The organism is Saccharopolyspora oryzae, from assembly GCF_027853915.1.
Lineage (GTDB): Bacteria > Actinomycetota > Actinomycetes > Mycobacteriales > Pseudonocardiaceae > Saccharopolyspora > Saccharopolyspora oryzae.
Genome location: NZ_JAQGLA010000068.1, coordinates 20537 through 43689, shown reverse-complemented (window position 1 = coordinate 43689; position 23153 = coordinate 20537). Strand labels below are relative to the sequence as shown.

Below are 23153 nucleotides of genomic sequence, written 5' to 3'. Positions count from 1 at the left end.
CGGCTCAGCGGGGGCGGTCGCCGGAGACTCCGAGCTGGGTGGCGGTACCGACGGCGGCGGCGGCTCGCACGGGGGTGGCGGCACCGACGGGGGCGGTGGGTCCGAGGGTGGGGGCGGCTGCACAGTCGTCGGTGGCGGCGGAGGTGGCGGTGGCGGCGGGTCGTTCGGCGGCGGGGGCGGGGGAGTGCCGCCCGGCGGCGGAGGTGCGGGTGCCGGCGGGCTCGCCGGGGCAGGGCTTGGAGCCGCTCCTGGGGCCGGGGCGGGTACCGGGGCTCCGGCGACTTGCGGAGCGATGGGCGGCGGGGCGCCGGGCGGGGAGCCCGGTGCGAAGGCGAGGTGCGCGGCGTCCCGCGGGATGCTCGTGTCGTTGGGGGTCGGCATGACGCCGCGGGCGTAGGCGTCCGCCCAGGCGAGCACGTTGCGGACGTATTCCTGCGAGTGGTTGTAGCGGAAGATCGCCGCGGCCAGCTGGGCGCGGTCGCGCAGGTTGCCGCCGCCGTCGCACAGGTACCGGCCCGAAGCCAGGGTCGCGTCGAAGACGTTGTGCGGGTCGCGGGCGCCGTCGCCGTTCCCGTCGGCCGCGTGGCTTCGCCAGGTGGACGGGATGAACTGCATCGGGCCGACCGCGCGGTCCCACGTCACGTCGCCGTCCAGCGTTCCGCCGTCGGTGTCGGCGATGGCCGCGATCCCCGGTCCGCCGGACAGCCGGGGCCCCAGGATCGGCGACACGGTCTTGCCGTTGGTGTCCACCCGGCCGGACCGCGCGTGGTGGGACTCGATGCGGCCGATCCCGGCCAGCACCGACCAGTGCAGACCGCAGCTCGGAGCAGTGGCGGCCAACGTCCGGTCGGCGCGCTGGTAGGCGGCCAGGACCGTGCCGGGGATGCCGAGCTGACCGGTCGGGCCCAGGTCCGCGGGTTCGGCGCGGTCGGCCAGGTCCTGCTCGGTGCGGACCTCGTCCAGGAACTCCGGGCTGAGCTCCTCCTCGGCGGGCAGTTCGCCGTTGATCCCCACGCCCGGCGGCAGTTGCGGTGCCGCGCGGGCGCTGTCGACCTCCTGCACCAGGGCATCGCCGCCCAGCGCCAGCGCTGGGACCAGTGCCACGAGCAGACCGGTCGTCACTGCGGTGAACCGCTCACCGCGGTTGAACTGGCCCAAACCCCGTCACCTCCACACAACTCGGCGCTCGACCTTGCCCGATGGAGATCACGTTGTGAACCACCAGACGTGGTCGGGAAGGCGAACACTGGGAGGCCGCGAGGTTGTGCCGAAGGGGTGAACGCTCATCGGCTGATCGGCCCTCGAGCCCTGATCGCGGAGCCGGTGCGGTGCTGTGCCATCGGCATCACGACTTTCGTCGAGCGGGTCCTCCCCAGGCGGTGGCCGAACACGGCCGATGGGACCGTCCTTGTGCTTTGTTCTGCGAAATAAGTTGAAACGAAGCCATTTTCGCCAGGTGTGCTGTCCATAGTGGTGGGCTATCGGTGCGTTAGCGGCTAGCTCTTTGACGGTGTGATCCAGGTCTCGTTCAATGGGCGGGCGGCGGTTCGCCGCATATCACCCGATCGCCCGGTACCGCGATCACCACTCCCATTCCCGCCGAAGGGACCGCGCATGTCCGTCGACAGAGTGCACGAAGCTGCACCCAGCACCGCAGCGCCGGTACACCGGCCGGTGATGGCCTGGGTGATCACCGGCATGCTGGTGCTGTTCATCGTGGTCAACTGGGCCGACAAGACGGTGTTCGGCATCGCCGCCCAGCCGCTGAAGGAGGAGCTCGGGCTGACCTCCGCGCAGGTCGGGTTCATCGGCAGCGCCTTCTTCTTCCTGTTCAGCATCACCGGGCTGACCGTCGGGTTCATCGGCAACCGGGTCCGCACCAAGTGGGTGCTGTTCGCGCTGGCCGCGCTGTGGTCGCTGACGATGGTGCCGGTGCTGGTGTCGGCCAGCTTCGCCACCTTGCTGATCAGTCGGATCGGGCTCGGCGCGGCCGAAGGGCCGTCGGGCGCGCTGGCCAACGCCGGGGCGTTCGAGTGGTTCCCGAAGGAGAAGCGCAGCTTCCCGTCGGCGTGGCTGTCCTCCGGAGCGTCGATCGCCAAGATCGCCATCGCACCGCTGCTCGCGCTGATCGTCGCGGTGTGGGGGTGGCGTGCGTCCTTCGTGGTCCTGGCGCTGGCCGGAGTCGTGTGGGCGCTGGCGTGGGCGCTGATCGGACGGCAGGGGCCGTTCGCCGCACCGCTGGGGCGCAAGGTCGATGCCGCGTCGGTGGTGCAGCGGGTGCCGTTCCGCAAGATCGCGCTGTCCCGCACCTTCGTCGGCTGCGTCATCGGCACCTTCACCATGTACGGGCTGGTGTCGGTGATCCTGACCTGGCTGCCGTCCTACTTCGAGGTCGGGCTGGGCATCGACCGGTTGCAGGCCGGGGCGATGTTCGGCCTGCCGAGCATCTCGGGCATGACGGCGATGCTGGTGGTCTCGTGGTTCAGCGACCGGCGCGTGGCGGCCGGTTCGAGCGCCCGGGTGCAGCGCGGCCTGGTCCCCGCGGTCGGGCTCCTGATCGGCGGTCTGCTGCTCGCGCTGCTGCCGTACCTCGCATCGCCGACGCTGGCGATCGCCGCGGTGGTGCTCGGGTACGGCGTCGGAACGGTCGCGCTGCCGCTGGCGAACGCGGCGGTGTCGCAGATCTGCCCGCCCGCCCAGCAGGCCGGGACGCTGGGCGTCTTCCTCGCGCTGCAGTCGGCGTCCGGGCTGTTCGCCCCGGCGCTGACCGGCTGGCTGGTGGACGTCGCGCCGTCGCCGGGCGAGGGATTCGCCTTGGCCTTCCAGGTCTTCGGCCTGGCCGTCGTGGTCGGCGGCATCGCCACCGCACTGCTGGTCAACCCGGAACGCGACGCCCGGCGCATCCTCGGCTGACCCGGTTCGTGAGCGGCGATGGTGGTGAGAGCCACCATCGCCGCTCACGAGCGGTTCTGCATCGATAGCGGTTGCCTATTCGTGCGTTCAGATCGGCGTCTTTGACCGTGTGATGGGCGTCTCGTTGAATTGCCGGAGCCGGCGGCACCGTAGCCGATCCGGCCATTGGCGAAGGGACGGTCCGCATGACCGCTGGCAACCTGGACCACGCGGTGGCCGCACCCGCGGCACCACCGGTCTTCCGCCCGGCGATGGCCTGGACCATCACCGCGATGCTCGTGCTGTTCATGATCGTCAACTGGGCGGACAAGGCTGTGCTCGGCATCGTCGCCCAGCCGCTGAAGGCGGACCTCGGGCTCAGCAGCGCCGAGATCGGCTTCATCGGCAGCGCGTTCTTCTTCCTGTACAGCATCAGCGGTGTGGCGGTCGGGTTCCTGGCCAACAAGGTCAAGACGAAGTGGGTGCTGCTCGGTCTCGCCGTGCTGTGGTCGTTGACGCAGGTCCCGGTGCTGCTGTCGGCCACCGGGGCGGCGCTGCTGATGAGCCGCATCGCGCTGGGAGCGGCGGAAGGTCCGGCGACCGCGATGGCCAACGCCGGGACCTTCGAGTGGTTCCCGAAGGAGAAGCGCAGCCTGCCCTCGGCGTGGCTGTCCTCCGGTGCGTCGATCGCCAAGATCGCGGTGGCCCCGGTGCTGACGCTGATCGTGGTGGCCTGGGGCTGGCGGGCGGCGTTCGTGACGTTGGCGCTGGTCGGCGTGGTCTGGTGCGTCGCCTGGTTGCTGATCGGCCGCGAAGGCCCCTACGCGACACCGCGCGGCAAGACCGCCGAGCAGCAGTCCGACACCGGGATCCGGGTGCCGTTCCGCAAGATCGCGCTCAGCCGCAGCTTCATCGGCGGCGCGATCGGCACCTTCATGGTGTACGGGATGGTGTCGGTGGTGCTGACCTGGCTGCCGTCCTACTTCGAGGTGGGCCTCGGGTTCAGCCGGGTGCAGGCGGGCAGCATGTTCGGGCTGCCCAGCATCACCGGCATGATCGGCATGGTCGGGGCCGGCTGGTTGACCGACCGGATGGTCTCGCGCGGTTCCAGCGCCCGCGTCCAGCGCGGCCTGGTCCCGGCCGTCTCGCTGCTGATCGGCGGTGGCCTGCTGGCCGCGCTGCCCTACATCGGTGGCGCTTGGGCAGCGGTCGCCGTCGTGGTGGTGGCCTACGGGTTCATGGTGGTGTCGCTGCCGGTGATGAACGCGGTGGTGTCGCAGATCAGCCCGACCCGCCAGCAGCCCGGCGCGCTCGGCTTCTTCCTCGCGCTGCAGACGCTCTCCGGCCTGTTCGCCCCGGCGCTGACCGGTGCTCTGGTGGACGTCGCGCCGACGCCCGGTGCCGGCTACGCGCAGGCCTTCCAGCTGTTCGGCGTGGCTGTGCTCGTCGGAGGTGTGGTGATGGCGCTGCTGGTCGACCCGGATCGCGATGCCCGCCGGATCTTCGGTGGCGTCCGCTCCTGACCGCGGTTCTCTGATCGAGGAGGTCGAAGATGCCCGTCGCGCTCGGCGAACTGGGTCTGTTCAACATCGCCCGCACCGATCCGGACCGGTCCGCGGTGGTGGACCTGGCAGGGCGCTCGGTGAGCTTCGCCCAGCTCGCCGAGCGGGCCAACCAGCTCTCGCACGCCTTCCGCGAGCTCGGGCTGCGGCCGGGGGACTGCGTGGCCGCCGTCGTCCACAACGGACTGCCGTTCTTCGAGCTGCGGCTGGCCACCTGGCAGTCCGGGCTGTACTTCACCCCGATCAACCACCACCTCGCCGAACCGGAGATCGCCTACATCGCGGAGAACTGCGAGGCGGACCTGGTCGTCGTGGACGCGGCGCTGACCGCGCAGTGCGGCCCGGCGATGGACGCCGCGGGGATACCGCAGCGGATGCGGTTCGCCGTCGGCGGCTCGCCCGGCTGGCGGGACTACGAGGAGCTGTTCGACGGTCAGCCGCGCACCGCACCGGACGAGCGGACGGCCGGGGAGCTCATGCTCTACACCTCCGGCACCACCGGTCGTCCCAAGGGCGTGCGGCGAGCGCTCACCGGTCGGCCGCCGCAGGTCCCGCCGCACTACCTGGACTTCATGGGGCGCCTGGACATCGAGCCCGGTCCCGGCGTGCACCTGGTGATCTCGCCGCTGTACCACGCCGCACCCGCCGCTTTCGCCTTCATCGGGCTCAACTTCGGCCACACCGTCGTGCTCAGCGAGCGGGCGACCCCGGAACAGGTGCTGCGGCTCGTCGAGGAGCACCGCGTGACCACGACGTTCACGGTGCCGACCGTGCTGCACCGCCTGCTGCGGCTGCCCGCCGACGTGCGCGACCGCTACGACACCTCGAGCCTGCGCAGCGTGGTGCACGCGGGCGCGCCCTGCCCGGTGGAGGTCAAGCGCGGCTGCATCGAGTGGTTGGGGCCGGTGCTCACCGAGTTCTACGGCGCCACCGAAGGATCGGTCACCGCGGTGCGCTCCGCGGAGTGGCTCGACCGGCCCGGAACGGTCGGATTCCCGTTGTCCGCGGCGGAAGTCCAGATCCTCGACGAGCAGGGCGAACAGGTGCCCGCGGGCGAGGTCGGCGCGGTGTACTTCCGCAGCGGCATCACCGGGATCGAGTACTTCAAGGACCCGGACAAGACCGCGGGCGCCCGGCACGGGGAGCTCATCACCGTCGGCGACATCGGCTACCTGGACGATGAGGGCTGGCTGTTCCTGTGCGACCGGCGCACCGACCTGATCCTGTCCGGCGGCGTCAACATCTACCCGGCCGAGGTCGAGGCGGCGCTGCTGGCGCACCCGGAGGTGGCCGACGCGGCGGTCATCGGAGTGCCGGACGAGGAGTGGGGCCAGTCCGTGCTGGCGATCGTGCAACCCGCCCCGGACGTCGCGGACGGCCTGGTCGACCGGCTGGCGGAGCACTGCCGGGAGCGCCTGGCCGGGTTCAAGGTCCCGCGGCGCATCGAGCTCACCCCGGACCTGCCGCGCACCGACTCCGGCAAGCTGCTGCGCCGCGAACTGCGCGCGCCGTACTGGGGCGGATAGGCGCGGCCTATCCCAACGTTCCACGCCCGGTCTTTGCCCGCAGCCGGGCAGTGGTGGTTCATTCGAGTCCTGGCCCGCCGTTTCCCAGACAGGAGAAGCAGATGAGGGACGCAGTCATCGTCGAAGCCGTGCGCACCCCGGTCGGCAAGCGCAACGGCGCGCTGTCCGGGATCCACCCGGCGGACCTGTCCGCGCGCGTGCTCAACGAGCTGGTGGAGCGCGCGGGGGTCGAACCCGGCGACGTCGACGACGTGGTGTGGGGGTGCGTGAGCCAGGCGGGAGAGCAGGCGGGCAACATCGCGCGGACCTCCGTGCTGGCCGCGGGCTGGCCGGAATCGGTGCCCGCCACCTCGGTCGACCGGCAGTGCGGGTCCAGCCAGCAGGCGGTGCACGCGGCCGCCGCCGGGGTCCTCGCGGGCTACTACGACATCGCGGTGGCCGGCGGGGTGGAGTCGATGAGCCGGGTGCCGATGGGTTTCGCGCGCAAGGGCGTGGACAAGGTGCTGCCCGACTCGGTGCTGGACCGCTACGGCGTGAAGGGCTTCAACCAGGGCATCGGTGCGGAGATGGTGGCCGAGAAGTGGGGCTTCTCCCGCCAGCAGGTCGACGAGTACTCGCTGTCCTCGCACGCGAAGGCCGCCGCCGCGATCGACTCCGGAGCGCTGGACGGACAGCTGGTGAAACTGCCGGAACTCGAAGCCGACGAGGGCGTTCGCCGGGGTGGCAGCCTGGAATCGCTGGGCAAGCTCAAGACCGCGTTCCGCGAGGACGGTGTGGTCACCGCGGGCAACGCCTCGCAGATCTCCGACGGCAGCGGGGCGCTGCTCATCACCACCAGCGACATCGCCCGCGAGCGCGGCCTGCGGCCGATGGCCAGGGTGCACACGGCGGTGCTGGCGGGCGACGACCCGGTGATGATGCTGTCCGCCCCGTGGCCGGCCACGCACAAGGCCCTGCGCAAGGCGGGGCTCGGCATCGACGACATCGGCGCGTTCGAGGTCAACGAGGCGTTCGCGCCGGTTCCGCTGGCCTGGCTGGCCGAGACCGGAGCCGATCCGGCACGCCTGAACCCGCTGGGCGGGGCGATCGCGGTCGGCCACCCGCTCGGCGGATCCGGCGCGGTGCTGATGACCCGCCTGGTGCACCACATGCGCGCCAACGGAATCCGCTACGGCCTCCAAACGATGTGCGAAGGCGGAGGCATGGCCAACGCCACCATCCTCGAACTGCTCTGAGCGTTGAGGTTTTCCAGACTCGTTCTGCGTGGCGGTGCGGGTGGCGGAACCTCACCGTGCTTCGCGGTTACCGGACGGGAATCAAAATTCAATGGAAATCGCACGTCCAATTTCCATTGAAATTGCGTGGCGGAGCGAGAGGTTGCCGGGCGCTCGGGTGGTTCCGGGCGAGTGTTGCGAAGACAGCGGATGAGGAGGGGCGGATGCGCAGCAGTGCTTACGGGGCGGAACACGAGGCGTTTCGCGAGGTGGTGCGGGACTTCCTGGCCAAGGAGGTCGTGCCGCACTTCGCCGAGTGGGAGCGGGCCGGGATGGTGCCCCGCGAGCTGTTCCAGAAGGCCGGAGCGGTCGGGATGCTCGGGTTGCAGGTGCCCGAGGAGCACGGCGGCGGCGGGACGAGCAGCTTCAAGTTCAACGCCGTCATCACCGAGGAGACCTCGCGCGCCGGGGTTTCGCTCGGCGGGTTCAAGGTGCACACCGACGTGGTCGTGCCGTACTTCATCTCGCTGTGCGACGAGGCGCAGGCGAAGCGCTGGTTGCCGGGACTGGCCAGCGGCGAGCTGATGAGCGCCATCGCCATGACCGAGCCCGGCACCGGGTCGGACCTGGCGGGCATGGCCACCACCGCCACCCGCGAGGGCGACTACTACATGCTCAACGGCGCCAAGACGTTCATCACCGGCGGGCACAACGCAGACCTGGTGATCGTGGTGGCCCGCACCGGGCAGGGCGAGAACCGCAGGGACGGGTTGTCGCTGCTGGTCGTGGAGCGCGGCATGGCCGGCTTCAGCCGGGGCCGCAACCTCGAGAAGCTGGGGCTCAAGGCGCAGGACACCGCGGAGCTGTTCTTCGACGACGTGCGCATCCCGGCGGAGAACCTGCTCGGCGAGGAAGGCCGCGCCTTCCAGTACCTGAGCGCGAACCTGCCGCAGGAGCGGCTGGGCATCGCGGTGTCCGGTCAGGCCGCGGCGGAAGCCGCGCTGCGCACGACGTTGGACTACGTGCGCGAGCGGGAGGTCTTCGGCAAGACGGTGGGCAGCTTCCAGAACACCAAGTTCGAGCTGGCCGGGTGCGCGGTGCAGATCGAGGCCGGGCGGGCGCTGCTGGACCGCGCGCTGGACGAGCAGGAGGCGGGGGAGCTGACCGCGGCGGACGCGGCGAAGGTCAAGGTGTACTGCACCGAACTGCAGTCCACAGTGGTCGATCGCTGCCTGCAGCTGCACGGCGGCTACGGCTACATGCTCGAGTACCCGATCGCCCGCATGTACGCCGACGCCCGCGTCACCCGCATCTTCGGCGGAACCACCGAGGTGATGAAGACGATCATCGCCAAGGACCTCGGCCTCTGACGCGATTACCGGGCGCTCCTCGTCCTGGCGGCGAGGAGCGCCCGTTCGCGCGTCCGCAAGCCCCCGAGCCCAACGGGATCTCTCGGTCGGACCGGAAATGCGTCCGTTCTGGGCAATTGACGCCGCTCTGACGGGAACTTACTGTCCTGCTGCGATCTCGGCCCAGGACGTTCCCCGCCCTCGGCTTCCCCAGCAGTGCGATGTGCCCGGAACTCGGCGGGATCGGTGCGCCGGGTTCGGGCCCCGCAGCTTGCAACTCGTGAACGGAGATGTGCGACTGTGAGTCGAATTCCGCGTTGGAGAGCTTCGTTGGCTTGCGTGGCGGTCAGTTCCGCTGCGATGACCGGACTCGCCGCACCGGTGCAGGCGGATCCTCCGGAGGGGCCGGACCAGGGGCAGTGCAGGATCTTCGACGATCCGCAGTGGGAGGGGTGGACCTCCCACGCCGAGCTCGGCAAGACCCTGCGCGACATCGAGGCCACCTCGAACGGCCGGGTCGGCGTGAAGCAGGTCGGCACCACCAAGCAGGGGCGCGAGCTGTGGGCCGCGCGCGTGGGGACCGGCAAGCGGGTGCTGATGGTGCAGAGCGCCATCCACGGCAACGAGCGGACCGGCACCGAAGCGCTGCTCGGCATCCTGCGGGATCTCGGCACCAGCCGGGATGCCGCGACCGAGCAGCTGTTGTCGCAGGTCACGCTGGTGGCGATGCCGATGGTGAACCCCGATGGCGGGGAGCTGAACCGGCGCATGAACGTGTACGGCTGGGACCAGGTGGTGGCCGACCACCCGCAGCTGGCCGGCGCTCCCACGGCCTGGTACCACAGCCCCAACGGCGACGGGATCGACCTGCCGGGCTTCGACCTCAACCGGGACTTCAACCCCGACCTGAACTACGTGCCGCGGCCGGAGGACCTGCCCGGAAAGCAGACCGACGCCGGGTTCTTCCTGGCCCCGGAGTCGCAGGCGATCCGCGACACCTACCTGTCGCTGCGCGATGAGTTCGGTGCGGTCGACGCGGTGGTGGACCTGCACCACATGGGCCCGTGCGGGCGCACCACCGGTGGGCCGCAGGACGGCAAGCTCATCTCGGTGTCGCTGGACTACCCGCCGCTCGGCGTCAACGACGGGGCGGCGTACAAGGAGAAGTTCCCGCTGCTCGACCAGGACAAGTCCCGCCGCTACGCGCTGTCCGTGGCGCGCGGCATCCAGGCCGCTTACGGCTCCCAGTCGCCGTTGGCCGGGGTGGGCCGGTACCTGCACCCGGACGAGCGCGAGTACGCGGGCCAGGGGCGTTCGGCGTTCGCGCTGAACGGTTCGGCCACGGTGCTGTTCGAGGTCCGCGGTCAGCAGGACGACCTCGGTCAGAAGCAGCACGGCATGCTCATCCAGTCGGTGCGGACCGGCGTCGAGTCGTTGATCGCGGCGATGGCCTCCGGTGAGGTCGACCGCGTCAGCGGCAACGACTTCTTCGCGCTACCCGACTACGGCTGGGACACGAGGGTGACGGACTGATCGCGTGCGGGCGCGGAAACCGGCTGCGACCGGTTTTCGCGCCCGCAGCGCAGGCTAGGCTGCCCCGGTGGAGTTGCACCAGGTCGAGTACTTCCTGGCCGTCGTCGATCACAACGGCATCAACGCTGCGGCGAGCGCGCTGCAGCTGGCGCAGCCCACGGTGTCGCAGGCCATCCGCGGTTTGGAGCGCGACCTCGGGGTCGAGCTGTTCCACCGGATCGGCCGCGGCATGGTGCTGACCTCGGCCGGTCAGGCGTTCGTCGGTCCGGCCCGGCAGATCCTGCGGGACGTCGTAGCCGCCGAGGGCACGTTGGTCGATGCCGCCGGGTTGCCGCGCGGGCGCTTGGACATCCACGTCGCGGCTGCGCTGGCGGTGCATCCGGTGGCGCAGCTCGTCGGCCGGTTCCGGCAGCGCTACCCGAACGTTTCGCTGCGGCTGGCAGAGCTGCGCGACGAGGAGGCCGGTGCTTCGCTGATCCGCGAGGGGCACTGCGAGATCGTGTTCACCAACCTGCCCGTTCCGGCCTCGGACCTGCAGGTGGAGGAGCTGGGGCGGCACGAGTACTGGCTGGTCTTCCCGCCGGGCACGGAGGTGTCGGCGAAGGATCCGCTGCCGCTGGCCGAACTCCCGGACCTGCCGCTGGTGATCGTGCCCAAGAGCGGTGGCCGTGCTGCCATCGAGAGGGCGCTCAGTGCGGCCCGCAAGCGCACCCGGCCGTCGGCGGTCGTGCAGCACCGGGAGTCGATGCTGCCGTTCGTGCTGGCCGGGGTCGGGGGCACCGTGCTCGCCCGGCCGATGGCCGAGCAGGCCGCCGCGCGCGGGGCGATCGTGCGGGCGGTCGATCCGCCGATCAGCCTCGGTTACGGGGTGCTCTACGACCCCGCTGTTCTGTCGCCTGCGGGGCGGGCGTTGTTGCGGATGGCTCGGACTCCGCGCTGACCCCGGCGACGGCGAGGAACGCCTCCGCGGCGGGGGACAGCGGTCCCGGGCGGTGCACGAATCCGATGCTGCGCCGCAGTTCCGGTGTGGTGGAGCGCAGGACCACGCCCTGCAGTTCGCGTTCGGCCAGGCTGCGGGGCAGGAACGTGGCGCCCGCGCCGTGCGCGACCAGGTCCCAGATCGACTGCCGGTTGGCCGACTCCACGGCGACGGTCAGCGCCGAGGTGTCCAGCACGTCGTCGACCAGGCTGAGCGTGTCGCCCAGTTCCAGGACCAGCGGGATGCCGGCCACCGCGGACAGCGGCACCGGGTCGGGCAGCTGCGCGGCCAACTCCGGGGGCAGGACCAGCACGATCTCCTGGGTGTGGAGCTCGCGGGTGCGCAGCGAGGAGCCGCGGGGCCCGGTGCTGTGCAGGGGGAGCGTGGTCAGTCCGAGCTCGGCGCGCCCGCGTCGCACCTCGTCGACCACGCGGGCCGAGCCGCCGGGGTCGATGACGTTGAGCAGCACACCGGGGTGGCGCTGGTGGAACTCGCCGGCCAGTTCGGGCAGCGGGTAGGCGGCCAGCGTCGCCAGCGCGGCGATGTCGAGCTGGCCGCTGCTGAGCGCGAGCACGTCGCGCGCGGCGCTGCGTGCGCGCTCGACGTCGCGGAGGATGCGGCGCGCGGGCGTCGCGAACGCCTCGCCGTCGGGGGTGAGCACCAGCTGGCGCCCGGTGCGGCGGAACAGCTGCACCCCGAGCTGGCGCTCCAAGCTCCGGATGGCCTGCGACAGGGACGGCTGCGCGATGTACAGCGACTGCGCGGCCTTGGTGACGCTCCCGTGGTCGATCACCGCAACGAAGTACTCCACCAGCCGCAGGTCCACCCCGGAAGGATACGACCCGGTGGCGGTGCATTGGTCCGGGCTATGGGTGCGTGCGGGGTTTGGTCTGGATCATACCGGCCGGTCGGTCTGGACCTGGGTCGCCGCGAGCGGGATACTGGGGCGGCCTTGGCTCGAGACCGGAGGAGATGCAGCGTGGGTGAGAGCGTCCTGACCGAGATCGCCGACGGCGTCGCCGTCATCACGATCAACCGGCCCGAGGCCCGCAACGCGGTGGACCGCTCGGTCGCCGAGGGCCTGGCCGCCGCGATCGACGAGCTCGAAGAGCGCTCTGACGCGGTCATCGGCATCCTCACCGGCGCGGGCGGCACGTTCTGCGCGGGCATGGACCTCAAGGCCTTCACCCGCGGCGAGCGCCCCTCCATCCCGGGTCGGGGATTCGGCGGCGTCACCGAGCGGCCACCGTCGAAACCGCTGCTCGCCGCCGTCGAGGGCTGGGCCCTGGCCGGCGGCTGCGAGCTGGCGCTCAGCTGCGACCTGATCGTCGCCTCGCGGGAGGCCAAGTTCGGGCTGCCCGAGGTCAAGCGAGGTCTGGTCGCCGCTGCCGGTGGTCTGCTGCGGCTGCCCAAGACCTTGCCGTACCAGCTGGCCATGGAGGTCGCGCTGACCGGCGATCCGCTGACCGCCGAGGTCGCCCACGCGCACGGGCTGATCAACAAGATCACCGAGCCGGGCGAGGCGCTGAACGGGGCGAGGGAGCTGGCCGCGCGGGTGGCGGCGAACGGGCCGCTGGCGATCCGCGCCACCAAGCAGATCGTCTCCGGTGCGGTGCGGTGGACCGACGCCGAGGCCTTCGCCCAGCAGCGCGAGATCTCGTCTCCGGTGTTCGCCTCCGCCGACGCCCAGGAAGGGGCGCGCGCGTTCGCCGAGAAGCGCAAGCCGGTCTGGCGGGGTGAGTGAACCGGTGACCGCTGAAGACGACCAGGCGCAGCGCCGTCGGGCCGTGCGGGAGCTCGGTGCCGCGCTGCGCGAGCTGACCGACGCCGCGGTGTCCACCGAGGTCGACACCGAGACCCTGACCGAACTCGCCGAACAGGTCCGCGCATTGGTCCCACCGCTGGCCGCGGCCCGCCGCGAACGCGGTGAACCGGCCACTGTGGACGGTGGTCAGCGCGCGCGCCGGATGTACAACCCGGCATCCGGCCCGGGGAATCCGATCGCACCGCCGATGCGGGTGGAGATCGTCGACGGCGCGGCGATCGGCCGCTGCACGCTCGGCCTGGCCTACGAGGGACCGCCCAGCTACGGGCACGGCGGCATCAGCGCCCTGCTGGTGGACCAGATCCTCGGCCACGCGCACTCGACCCGCGGCAAGCACGGCATGACGGTCAAGCTCGAACTGCGCTACCGGCGTCCGGTCCCACTGCAGACGCCGCTGCGCATCGTCGGCCGGCTGGAGAACGTCGACGGGCGGTGGACCGAGTCGATCGCCACGATCAGCACCGAGGACGACCCCGACACCGTGCTGGTGGAGGCCAAGGGCGTTTTCGTGGTGCCCAGCGCCGAGCAGTCCAAGCGGCTGTTCGGGGAGTTGGAGCGCCTCTCGAGGTGATCAGCGGGTGCCGATGGTTCAAGGAGGAGCCGCATGTACCCAGGAGTCCACGCCGCTACCCACCCCGACCGGCCCGCGCTGATCATGGCCGGATCCGGTCGGCGCCTGACCTACCGCGAACTCGACGAGCGGTCGCTGCGGCTGGCCAACCAGCTGCGCGCGGCGGGGCTGGGCAAGGGCGATGTCGTCGCGCTGCTCAGCGACAACTCCCCGGAGGCCTTCGAGGTCTACTGGGCCGCGCTGCGCTCCGGACTGTACGTCTGCGCGGTCAACAGCCACCTGCAACCCGAAGAAGTCGCTTACATCGTCAACGATTCGGGTGCCAGCGCGCTGCTGGTGTCCGCCGGGCTGGCCGAGCTGGCGGAGGCGGTCGCCGAGCAGGTGACCGTCGGGCTGCGGCTGGCTTTCGGTGGTGCGGTGCTGGGTTTCGACGATTACGAGGAAGCGCTGGCCGCAGCCTCGACCGAAGTTCCCGCTTCGCAGCCGTGCGGCGCGGACCTGCTGTACTCCTCGGGAACCACCGGGCGTCCCAAGGGGATCAAGCCCAACTTGCCCGATCGCCAGGTGCACGAACCCGGCAACGTGCTGGTCGACCTGCTGAGCGCGTTCTACGGGTTCACCGAGGACACCGTCTACTTGTCCCCGGCACCGGTCTACCACGCGGCACCGCTGCGCTACAGCGCCTCGGTGCACGCGATCGGCGGAACCGTGGTGATGATGGAGCGCTTCGACCCGGAGGGCGCGCTGCGGGCGATCGAGGAGTACGGCATCACGCACAGCCAGTGGGTTCCGACGATGTTCGTCCGGATGCTCAAGCTGGACGAGCAGATCCGGCAGCGCTACGACCTGAGCAGCCACCGGATGGCGGTGCACGCCGCCGCGCCTTGCCCGGTCGAGGTCAAGCGGGCGATGATCGAGTGGTGGGGCCCGATCCTGCAGGAGTACTACGCGGCGACCGAGGGCATCGGCATGACGCTGATCGATTCCGCCCAGTGGCTGGACAAACCCGGTTCGGTCGGCCGTTCGGTGCTCGGCGAGGTGCACATCTGCGACGAGGACGGCCGCGAGCTGCCCAGCGGTGAGGTCGGCACCGTCTACTTCGGACGGGACGAGGTGCCCTTCGAGTACCTGGGGGACCCGGACAAGACCCGGTCGGTCAAGCACCCCGAGCACGGGAACTGGGCCACCGTCGGCGATCTGGGCTACGTCGACGACGACGGCTTCCTGTTCCTCACCGACCGCAAGGCCTTCATGATCATCTCCGGCGGGGTGAACATCTACCCGCAGGAGGTCGAGAACGTGCTGGTGCTGCACCCGGCCATCCTCGACGTCGCGGTCTTCGGGGTACCGGACGCCGAGATGGGCGAGGCGGTCAAAGCCGTCGTGCAACCGGCACCCGGCGCGGAACCGGGACCGGACCTGGAGCGGGAGATCCTCGACTACGCCAGGCAGCGCGTCGCGCACTACAAGGTGCCGCGCAGCGTCGACTTCGCGAGCGAGCTGCCGCGCACCCCCACCGGAAAGCTCGTCAAGGGAAAGCTCAAGGCGCGCTACGCGCCTTCGTGATCGGGAGGACTGTTCGTGCAACGACGTTGGGGCATCACGGTGCCGTTCCAGGGCATTCCGCTGGCCGAGCAGCGCGAGCTCATCGCCGAACTGCCGGACCTGGGCTACACGGACGTGTGGTCGTCGGAGTCCAACGGCGCCGACGCGTTCACCCCGCTCGCGCTGGCCAGCGCTTGGGCCCCGAAGCTGCGGCTGGGCACCGCGATCGTCCCGGTCTACACCCGCGGTCCGGCGACGCTGGCGATGAGCGCCGCCTCGCTGGCCGCGGCCGCCCCGGGCCGGTTCGCGCTGGGCATCGGCACCTCGTCCAACGTGATCGTGGAGCGCTGGAACGACATCCCGTTCGAGGAGCCGTACAAGCGCGTGCGCGACACGCTGCGGTTCTTGCGCAAGGCGCTGAGCGGGGAGAAGGTCACCGAGACCTACGACACCTTCCAGGTCAAGGGCTTCACCGCCGGTCTGGTCGCCGAGCCGGCGCCGCCGCTGCTGGTCGCGGCGCTGCGGCCGGGGATGCTGCGGCTGGCGGGCCGGGAAGGCGACGGCGCGATCATCAACTGGCTCTCGCCCGACGACGTGCGCGCGGTGGTCCCGCACGTGCACGAGGGCGGCGAGGGCAAGGAGGTCGTGGCCCGCATCTTCGCGATGCCCGACGCCGACGCCGACACCGCTCGCGGTATCGCGCGGCGGCAGATCGCGGCGTACATGAACGTGCCGGTGTACCGGGCTTTCCACGAGTGGCTGGGCCGCGAGGAGCTCTCGCCGATGTGGCAGGCGTGGGACGCCGGTGACCGCAAGGCGGCGCTGGAGGCGATCCCGGACAGCGTGGTCGACGACCTGGTGGTGCACGGCCCGGCCGAGCACTGCCGGGAACGGATCCAGCAGTACGTGGACAACGGGGTCACCACCCCGGCGATCGCGGTCCTGCCGCAGGGGAACCCGGCGGACGCGGTCCGCGCGCTGGGCCTGAAGTAGCGGGGGAGACCCCCGACGGGTCAGCTCAGCGCGGCGGCCTGTGCGGAGAGATCGGAGTCGAGGTGCGCGGAGTCGTTGAAGCTGCGGACGATCCACCGGTCCGCGGTCACCACGATCCGGGAGATCGAGCCGTTGTCGGCGCCCAGGAAGGCCAGCGGGCGGGATCCGGTGGCCAGCGCCAGGGCCTGCCCGATCACGCCGCCGTGGGTGAACACCGCGATCCGCTGGTCCGGGTGCGCTGCGGCCAGCCGCTCGATCGCGCCGCGGACGCGGGCGCTCAGCGCCGCCCCGGACTCCGCGCCGGGGATGACGTCCCAGCGCTGCTCGGCGTGCATCCGCTGGATGACCGGGTCGTTCTCGGCGGTCTTCTGCCGGAACAGCCCGCCTTCCCACTCGCCGAGGTGCACCTCCCGCAGGTCCGGTTCGACCTGCGGGGTCAGGCCGGTGCGCGCGGCCAGCGGTGCGGCGGTCTGGACGGTGCGGATCAGCGTGGTCACGTAGATCGCGTCCAGGCCCGCGTCGGCCAGCCGCTGCGCGACGCGCTCGGCGTGCTCCCGGCCCTGCGGCGCCAGTTCCGGGTCGCCCTGCCCGTCGACCAGCGGGAACGGCCGGTCCGGGCGGGCCGGGGCCGATTCGCCGTGCCGGATCAGCAGGACGTCGGTGGCCCCGGTCGGGACCGCGAAACGGGACTGCCGGTACTCCACCTCGGACATGCTGGCTCACTTCCCTGGGCAACTGGTCCGCCTGGACCCTTCCAGCAGGCCAAGAGGTTTTCAAGTCGCCGAGACCGGTCGACGGCCGGCACCGAGACGATGGGTGAGCACAGTGGACAGTGATGCGATCCGGGTGGCGCACGAAGGCCCCGTTCTGACGGTCACGATCAACCGGCCCAAGCGCAAGAACGCCCTGGACCTGGCGGCCTGGCGCGGCCTGCACGAGGCGATCGGGAAAGCCGCGGCCGACGACGACGTGCGGTGCTTGGTGATCACGGGAGCGGAAGGCGACTTCTGCGCGGGCGCGGACCTCAGCGGCGACCGCGGCCCGCAGCACCCGCTGAACCGGATGCACGGCATCAACGAGATCGCACTAGCGCTGCACGAGCTGCCGAAACCGTCGGTGGCGAAGGTGCGGGGCGTGGCGGTCGGGGCCGGGTGGAACCTGGCGCTGGGCTGCGACCTGGTGGTCTGCACCCCGGACGCCCGGTTCTCGCAGATCTTCGGCAAGCGGGGCCTGTCCCTGGACTTCGGCGGATCCTGGCTCCTGCAGCGGATCGTCGGCCTGCAGCAGGCCAAGCGGCTGGCGCTGCTCGCCGAGATCATCGGTGCCGACGAGGCCCGCGAGCTCGGCATGGTCACCGCGGTGCGGGAGGACTCCGAGATCGACGAGTACGTCGCCGATCTGGCCGCCCGCCTCGCGCAGGGCCCGCCGATCGCGCTCGCGCAGAGCAAGCAGATGCTGAACACCGTCGGCAGCCAGAGCTTCCGGGAGGCACTGGAGAGCGAAGCCCGGGCCCAGACCATCAACTTCGCGACCGCGGACAGCCAGGCCGCCAAGGAGGCGTTCATCAACAAGACCGAACCCGAGTTCACCGGCGATTGGGTGCTGCGATGAGCCGCGAGCAGATCAGCTACGAGGTCTCCGAGGGCATCGCCACGATCATGCTGGACCGGCCGGACAAGCTCAACGCGTTCACCCACGTGATGCGCGACGAGCTGATCAGCGCGTTCGACGACGCCGACGCCGACGACGAGGTCCGCGCGGTGATCGTCACCGGCGCCGGACGCGGGTTCTGCGCCGGGGCGGACCTGAGCGCGGGCGCGGAGACGTTCAACGCCGGTGCGAACGACGAGCGGGCCGCGACCCGCTGGGCGGCGGGGCAGATCGACGGCGTGCCGCGCGACGGCGGCGGCACGGTGGCGTTGCGCATCGCCGAATCGCGCAAGCCGGTGATCGCGGCGTTCAACGGTCCGGCGGTCGGGGTGGGCGTGACGATGATGCTGCCCGCGGACATCCGGCTGGCCGCCGAGTCGGCGAAGTTCGGCCTGGTCTTCGCCCGCCGGGGGATCGTCCCGGAAGCGGCCTCGTCGTGGTTCCTGCCGCGCGTGGTCGGCATCTCGCAGGCGATGGAGTGGGTCGCCACCGGCAGGGTTTTCGGCGCGCAGGAAGCACTTTCCGGACGCCTGGTGTCCCGGGTGGTCCCGGACGACGACCTGCTGCCGACGGCGCGCGCGATCGCCCGCGAGATCGCCGACAACACCTCCGGCGTCTCGGTGGCGGTATCGCGCCAACTGCTGTGGGGCATGCTCGGCGCCGACTCGCCGTGGGAGGCGCACCGCCTGGACTCCAAGGCGATCAACCACCTCGGCGCGGCGGCGGATTCGGCGGAAGGCGTCGAGGCGTTCCTGGCCAAGCGCCCGGCGCAGTTCCCCATGAAGGTCAGCGCCGACTACCCCGATTTCATCCCGCCCTGGCCACGACGTCCCGGCTCGCCCTGATCGAGCGGGGTTCGCCGGGACGCGATCGTGGAGGAGGGTCAGGTGGGATCGGTGAAGTGCGGAGTGCGCTCGTCGAGGTTGGCCTTGACCGCTTCGGTCTGGTTGGGGCTGCCGATGAGGGCCCGGATCGCTTCCTGCTCGGCCGCGAAGCCCTCGGCGAGGGTGGCGCGCCCGGCCATGTCGAGCAGGCGCTTGGAGTGGCGGATCGCGTCCGGGCTCTTGGCGGCGATCTCGCGGGCCAGCTCCAGCGCTGCGGCCAGCGGATCGGCCTCGACGCGGGTGGCCAGGCCGAGGTCGGCCGCTTCGGTACCGCTGACGACGCGGCCGGTGAAGGTCAGTTCCTTGGCCACGTCCCGGCCCACCAGTTCCGGGAGGACCTGGGTGCCGGTCATGTCCGGGGCCAGGCCCCACTTGATCTCCATCACCGACAGCCGCGCATCGGCGGCCACCAGGCGGATGTCGGCGCCCAGCGCGATCTGGAGGCCGCCGCCGAAGGCCACCCCGTGCACCGCGGCGATCACCGGGACCGGGATCGTCGCCCAGACGTGGGCCGCTTGCTGGCCGCGGGCTTCGGCCGGGCCGACCGGTTCGGTGGTCGCCGCGCGGCGTTCGAAGGACCGGCCGCCGTCGGCCATCTTCGCGAAGTTGCCGAAGTCCAGTCCCGCGCAGAAGGCCCGGCCCTCGCCGGAGAGGACCACGGCCCGCACCGCGGGGTCCTCGCGCAGTCGCAGGCCGGTGGCCACGAGCGCGTCGAACATCGCCTGGTCCAGCGCGTTGAGCTTGTCCGGCCGGCTCATCCGCACGTCCGCCACGCCGTCGGTGGTGGTGCAGCTGACCCGCTGCTCGGCCGTTGTGGTCACGGAACCTCCAGAGTGCGGTGCGCCAAGGATTTTCGAACGCTATGGCGGCTTCTCACGTGGCGTCAAGGACGTCCCTTGTGCTCGCCGCGCGATCGAGCCTAATGTCACCGATCAGGTTCTCGCAGCGCTCAACATCCACTGTGGACAATCTGGAAGAGGAGCACCATGACCGAGATGCGGCAGATCGCCTCGGGACTGCAGTTCCCGGAAGGGCCGGTGGCGCTCCCCGACGGATCCGTGCTGCTGGTGGAGATCAAGCGCGGCACCCTGTCGAAGGTCGGTCCCGGCGGTGAGGTGTCGGTGGTAGCCGACTGCGGCGGTGGTCCGAACGGGGCCGCGATCGGCCCGGACGGTGCGGTGTACGTGTGCAACAACGGCGGTTTCGAGTGGCTGGACATCCGCGGCCGCGACGTCCCGGGGATGCAGCCGTACGACTACACCGGCGGCCGGATCCAGCGCGTCACGATGGACGGCACCGTCACCGACCTCTACGCCGAGGTCGGAGGTCGCGGGCTGCGCGGCCCCAACGACATCGTCTTCGACGCCGAAGGCGGCTTCTACTTCACCGACCTGGGCAAGCGGCGGCCCCGCGACACCGACCGCGGCGGGCTCTACTACGCGACCCCCGACGGCAGCCGCATCGAGGAGATCGCCTACCCGCTGACCGAGGCCAACGGCGTCGGGCTGTCCCCGGACGGCGAGCGGATCTACGTCGCGGAGACCTCCACCGGCCGCGTCTGGTACTGGGACGTCGAAGGCCCGGGGCGCTTGCGCCGCACCGGGAACGGACCCGCCGGCGCCGCGCTGCTGCACGGCTTCCCCGGCTACCAGCTGCTGGACTCGCTCGCGGTGGATTCCGAGGGCAACGTGTGCGTGGCGACGCTGATCACCGGTGGCATCAGCGTGCTCAGCCCGGACGGCGAGCTCAAGGACGTGCTCAAACCGCCCCGCCACGACGCGCACGTCACCAACATCTGCTTCGGCGGTCCGGACCTGCGCACCGCCTACATCACCTCGTCCGGCTGGGGAATCCTCTACGAGATGGAGTGGCACTGCCCCGGACTGGAGCTCAACCACGCGCCGAGGAGGGCTTGATGGCGGAGGACCTGCGGGAGCGGTTGCTGACCGAACTCATCGGGCCGGGCGGCGATTTCGAGATCGTCGAGCAGGACGTCGGCGGCATCCCGATGCGCGTCTACACCGGGGGCCCGGCGACGCTGCGCGACGTGGTGCTGTTCAGCAGCGGCTACGGCGACCGGGAGTTCCTGGTCTACGAGGACTTCCGGTGCAGCTTCGCCGAGCACTTCCGGCTGGTGGCCGGGCTCGCCCGCTGCCTGCGCGAGGAGTACGGGCTGAGCAGCGGTGACCGGGTCGCCATCGCGATGCGCAACTTCCCGGAGTGGCCGGTGGTCTTCTTCGCGATCCAGGCCGCTGGGCTGGTCGCGGTCCCGCTCAACGCCTGGTGGACCGACGCCGAGCTGCGCTACGGGCTGACCGACTCCGGCGCGAAGCTGGTGTTCGCCGACGCCGAGCGGACGGCGCTGATCGATCGCGAGATCCCGACCGTGGAGGTCCGGGGCGGAACACCGGCGCCCGGCGTGCGCGCGTGGGCCGAGCTCGTGGCATCGCTGCCGGAGCGCGCCGAGCTGCCGGACGTGGACATCAGCCCGGACGACGACGCGACGATCATGTACACCTCCGGCACCACGGGCCGTCCCAAGGGCGCGGTCGCCACGCACCGCAACCACTGCACGAACCTGCTCAACACGGTGGTGGCCCGCCGGGTGCACGCCGCACTGGCCAACGACGGGGTCTTCCCACCGCTGGGCGATCCTGACGCGCCGCAACCAGGTGTGCTGCTGACGTTCCCGATGTTCCACATCGCCGGGCTCACCACGATGTACTTCGCCACGCTGTCCGGGGCGAAGCTGGCCACCACGTACCGCTGGGACCGGGAGGTCGCGGCCCGGCTGATCCTCGACGAAGGACTGACCACCGCGGCCGGGGTGCCGACCGTGATGCGCGATCTCGTCGAGCAGGGCGAAGCCGTGCGGAAGCTGGACGGCGTCAACATGGGCGGCGCGCCGGTCCCGCCGGACCTCGTGCACCGCATCGACGCCCTGGGCACGGGCGTCGCACCGGCCAACGGCTACGGCCTGACCGAGACGACTTCGGCGGTGGTGAGCAACGCGGGCAGCTACTACCTCGCCCGCGCGGACAGCGTAGGCCGGTGCGTCCCGGGCGCGGATCTGCGCGTCGTGGACCCGGCGACCAGTGACGAGGTGGCCGACGGCGAGATCGGTGAGCTCTGGTTCCGCGGGCCGAACATCGTGCGCGGCTACTGGAACAACCCGCAGGCCACCGCGGAATCGTTCGTCGACGGCTGGTTCCGCACCGGCGACCTCGGGTATGTCGAGGACGGCTGGGTGCACGTGGTCGACCGGCTCAAGGACGTGGTGATCCGGGGCGGCGAGAACGTCTACTGCGCGGAGGTCGAGGCGGCGCTGTTCGAGCACCCGGCAGTGCTCGACTGCGCGGTCATCGGGCTGCCGCACCCGAAGCTGGGGGAGGAGGTGGCGGCCGTGGTGAACCTGCGGACCCCGGTCGAGCCCGCGGAGCTGCAGGAGCACGTCGCAGCGCGGCTGGCGGCGTTCAAGGTCCCGGCCCACGTGGTGGTCCGCCCCGACCCGCTGCCGCGCACCCCGACCGGCAAGGTCCTCAAGCGCCAGCTGCGCGACCACATCGGAGCCTGACGTGGAACTCCGCGGGATAGACCCGGATCCGACCGAGCGCTGGCTGCGCGAGAACGTGCCCGGGCTGCGCGCGCCGGTCGAGTTCTCGCTGATCTCCGGCGGCCGGTCCAACCTGACCTACCGGGTGACCGATGCGGACGGCGTGGTGCGAGCGCTGCGCCGGCCGCCCACCGGTGGAGTCCTCAGCACCGCCCACGACATGAGCCGGGAGTGGCGCTCCATCTCCGCCCTGCACGACACGGCCGTCCCGGTGCCGGAGCCGTTGGCCTACTGCGCCGACGCGGAGGTGACCGGTGCCGAGTTCTACGTGATGGGCTTCGTCGACGGCACCGTGCTGGCCGATGCGGCCGCGGTCGAGGCGTTCTCACCGCAGGCCCGCAGGAGGGCCGGGCTGGCGACCGTGGAGTGCATGGCGGCGCTGCACACCGTCGACCCGGACGCGGTCGGGCTGGGCGGCACCGCTCGCCGCGAGGGCTACGTGCTGCGGCAGCTCCACCGCTGGCAGCGGCAGGTGCACCAGTCGGGCGCCCCGGACTTGGCGCTGCTGGACGCAGTGCACGACGCCTTGGCGGCCAACGTGCCCGAGCAGGGCACCGGGATCGTGCACGGCGATTTCCGGCCCGGGAACCTGTCGTACGCGCCGGACGGCGAGGTGCTGGCCGTCTTCGACTGGGAGCTGGCCACCCTGGGCGATCCGCTGGCCGACCTCGGCTGGCTGGTGGCGTCGTGGGCGCAGCCCGGCGACGACGCACCGGCGGTCACCCCGGGCCCCACCGCCGAGCCCGGATTCCCCGGCCGGACCGAACTGGTCGACCGCTACGCGGCGCTGACCGGTCGCGACGTGTCGGACCTGCCGTACTACGTGGCGTTCCAGCGCTGGCGGTCGTGCTGCATCACGGCCGGGGTGCGGGCCCGCTACCTGGCCGGGGTGATGGGCGACGACGGATACGACGCCGAAGACCGGGCGAAGGACGAACTGCGGCAGGCCCGATCGGCCTGGCAGGCGGTGCAGGACCTCGGTCTGGTGTGAACAGCGACTCGACGTGGAGGCGAGAA

The 23153-nt window shown here is 71.2% G+C and carries 20 protein-coding genes; 16 read left to right on the top strand and 4 right to left on the bottom strand.

Going from position 1 to position 23153, the window contains the following annotated elements; all coding sequences use genetic code 11:
• The coding region (locus tag OU415_RS28935; protein WP_270952512.1) for a lytic transglycosylase domain-containing protein at window positions 1–1158 on the bottom strand (1158 nt) is incomplete at its 3' end.
• Between the two features lie 456 nt (window positions 1159–1614).
• Here OU415_RS28935 and OU415_RS28930 point away from each other — a divergent pair.
• The 7 genes from OU415_RS28930 (at window position 1615) to OU415_RS28900 (ending at window position 11016) form a co-directional block, all read left to right on the top strand.
• Window positions 1615–2913, top strand: a complete 1299-nt coding sequence (locus OU415_RS28930) for an MFS transporter (protein ID WP_270952511.1) — start codon at window positions 1615–1617, stop codon at window positions 2911–2913.
• Window positions 2914–3098: 185 nt separating this feature from the next.
• Window positions 3099–4415 carry an MFS transporter gene (locus OU415_RS28925; RefSeq protein ID WP_270952510.1) on the top strand — a complete coding sequence of 439 codons (1317 nt, stop codon included), beginning with the start codon at window positions 3099–3101 and terminating at the stop codon, window positions 4413–4415.
• A gap of 29 nt (window positions 4416–4444) precedes the next feature.
• Window positions 4445–5980: an AMP-binding protein gene (locus OU415_RS28920; RefSeq protein ID WP_270952509.1), complete on the top strand. Its 1536-nt coding sequence runs from the start codon at window positions 4445–4447 to the stop codon at window positions 5978–5980.
• 101 nt (window positions 5981–6081) lie between these two features.
• On the top strand, window positions 6082–7215 hold the full coding sequence (locus tag OU415_RS28915) for a thiolase family protein (protein WP_270952508.1): 1134 nt from the start codon (window positions 6082–6084) through the stop codon (window positions 7213–7215).
• Between the two features lie 203 nt (window positions 7216–7418).
• Window positions 7419–8564, top strand: coding sequence for an acyl-CoA dehydrogenase family protein (locus OU415_RS28910; protein WP_270952507.1), 1146 nt, complete (start codon window positions 7419–7421; stop codon window positions 8562–8564).
• Window positions 8565–8882: 318 nt separating this feature from the next.
• A complete protein-coding gene (locus tag OU415_RS28905) occupies window positions 8883–10076 on the top strand; it encodes a M14 family zinc carboxypeptidase (RefSeq protein ID WP_270952506.1) in 1194 nt (397 codons plus the stop codon).
• 67 nt (window positions 10077–10143) lie between these two features.
• On the top strand, window positions 10144–11016 hold the full coding sequence (locus OU415_RS28900) for a LysR family transcriptional regulator (RefSeq protein ID WP_270952505.1): 873 nt from the start codon (window positions 10144–10146) through the stop codon (window positions 11014–11016).
• On the opposite strand, the gene OU415_RS28895 is transcribed toward OU415_RS28900, so the two are convergent.
• Window positions 10928–11881, bottom strand: a complete 954-nt coding sequence (locus tag OU415_RS28895) for a LysR family transcriptional regulator (protein WP_270952504.1) — start codon at window positions 11879–11881, stop codon at window positions 10928–10930. The two genes, OU415_RS28900 and OU415_RS28895, sit on opposite strands and share 89 nt — an antisense overlap.
• Window positions 11882–12034: 153 nt before the next feature.
• Between OU415_RS28895 and OU415_RS28890 the strand changes: the two genes are divergently transcribed.
• From OU415_RS28890 to OU415_RS28875, 4 genes are read left to right on the top strand one after another with little or no spacing between them, the layout of a single operon-like run.
• Window positions 12035–12799 (top strand): crotonase/enoyl-CoA hydratase family protein, encoded by a 765-nt coding sequence (locus tag OU415_RS28890; protein WP_270952503.1) that lies wholly within the window; start codon window positions 12035–12037, stop codon window positions 12797–12799.
• A gap of 4 nt (window positions 12800–12803) precedes the next feature.
• Window positions 12804–13451 (top strand): PaaI family thioesterase, encoded by a 648-nt coding sequence (locus tag OU415_RS28885; protein ID WP_270952502.1) that lies wholly within the window; start codon window positions 12804–12806, stop codon window positions 13449–13451.
• A gap of 33 nt (window positions 13452–13484) precedes the next feature.
• A complete protein-coding gene (locus tag OU415_RS28880) occupies window positions 13485–15017 on the top strand; it encodes an acyl-CoA synthetase (protein WP_270952501.1) in 1533 nt (510 codons plus the stop codon).
• A 15-nt stretch (window positions 15018–15032) separates the two neighbouring features.
• Window positions 15033–15989, top strand: coding sequence for an LLM class F420-dependent oxidoreductase (locus OU415_RS28875; protein ID WP_270952500.1), 957 nt, complete (start codon window positions 15033–15035; stop codon window positions 15987–15989).
• Between the two features lie 20 nt (window positions 15990–16009).
• Here the strand turns inward: OU415_RS28875 and OU415_RS28870 are convergent, their stop codons facing one another.
• Window positions 16010–16702 carry a histidine phosphatase family protein gene (locus OU415_RS28870; protein WP_270952499.1) on the bottom strand — a complete coding sequence of 231 codons (693 nt, stop codon included), beginning with the start codon at window positions 16700–16702 and terminating at the stop codon, window positions 16010–16012.
• Between the two features lie 112 nt (window positions 16703–16814).
• Between OU415_RS28870 and OU415_RS28865 the strand changes: the two genes are divergently transcribed.
• Window positions 16815–17600, top strand: a complete 786-nt coding sequence (locus OU415_RS28865) for an enoyl-CoA hydratase/isomerase family protein (RefSeq protein WP_270952498.1) — start codon at window positions 16815–16817, stop codon at window positions 17598–17600.
• On the top strand, window positions 17597–18484 hold the full coding sequence (locus OU415_RS28860) for a crotonase/enoyl-CoA hydratase family protein (RefSeq protein WP_270952497.1): 888 nt from the start codon (window positions 17597–17599) through the stop codon (window positions 18482–18484). The genes OU415_RS28865 and OU415_RS28860 overlap by 4 nt, the downstream gene beginning before the upstream one ends.
• Window positions 18485–18522: 38 nt before the next feature.
• On the opposite strand, the gene OU415_RS28855 is transcribed toward OU415_RS28860, so the two are convergent.
• Complete coding sequence (locus OU415_RS28855) at window positions 18523–19344, bottom strand: crotonase/enoyl-CoA hydratase family protein (RefSeq protein WP_270952496.1); 822 nt, start codon at window positions 19342–19344, stop codon at window positions 18523–18525.
• Between the two features lie 165 nt (window positions 19345–19509).
• Here OU415_RS28855 and OU415_RS28850 point away from each other — a divergent pair, with 165 nt between their 5' ends.
• The 3 genes from OU415_RS28850 to OU415_RS28840 are packed head-to-tail and all read left to right on the top strand — an operon-like array spanning window position 19510 to window position 23127.
• The gene (locus OU415_RS28850) at window positions 19510–20439 is read left to right on the top strand and encodes an SMP-30/gluconolactonase/LRE family protein (protein WP_270952495.1); all 930 of its coding nucleotides are present in this window, start codon (window positions 19510–19512) and stop codon (window positions 20437–20439) included.
• A complete protein-coding gene (locus tag OU415_RS28845) occupies window positions 20439–22097 on the top strand; it encodes a class I adenylate-forming enzyme family protein (RefSeq protein WP_270952494.1) in 1659 nt (552 codons plus the stop codon). Before OU415_RS28850 ends, OU415_RS28845 begins: the two co-directional genes overlap by 1 nt.
• Before the next feature lies 1 nt (window position 22098).
• Window positions 22099–23127 carry a phosphotransferase family protein gene (locus OU415_RS28840; RefSeq protein WP_270952493.1) on the top strand — a complete coding sequence of 343 codons (1029 nt, stop codon included), beginning with the start codon at window positions 22099–22101 and terminating at the stop codon, window positions 23125–23127.
• Window positions 23128–23153 lie beyond the last annotated feature (26 nt).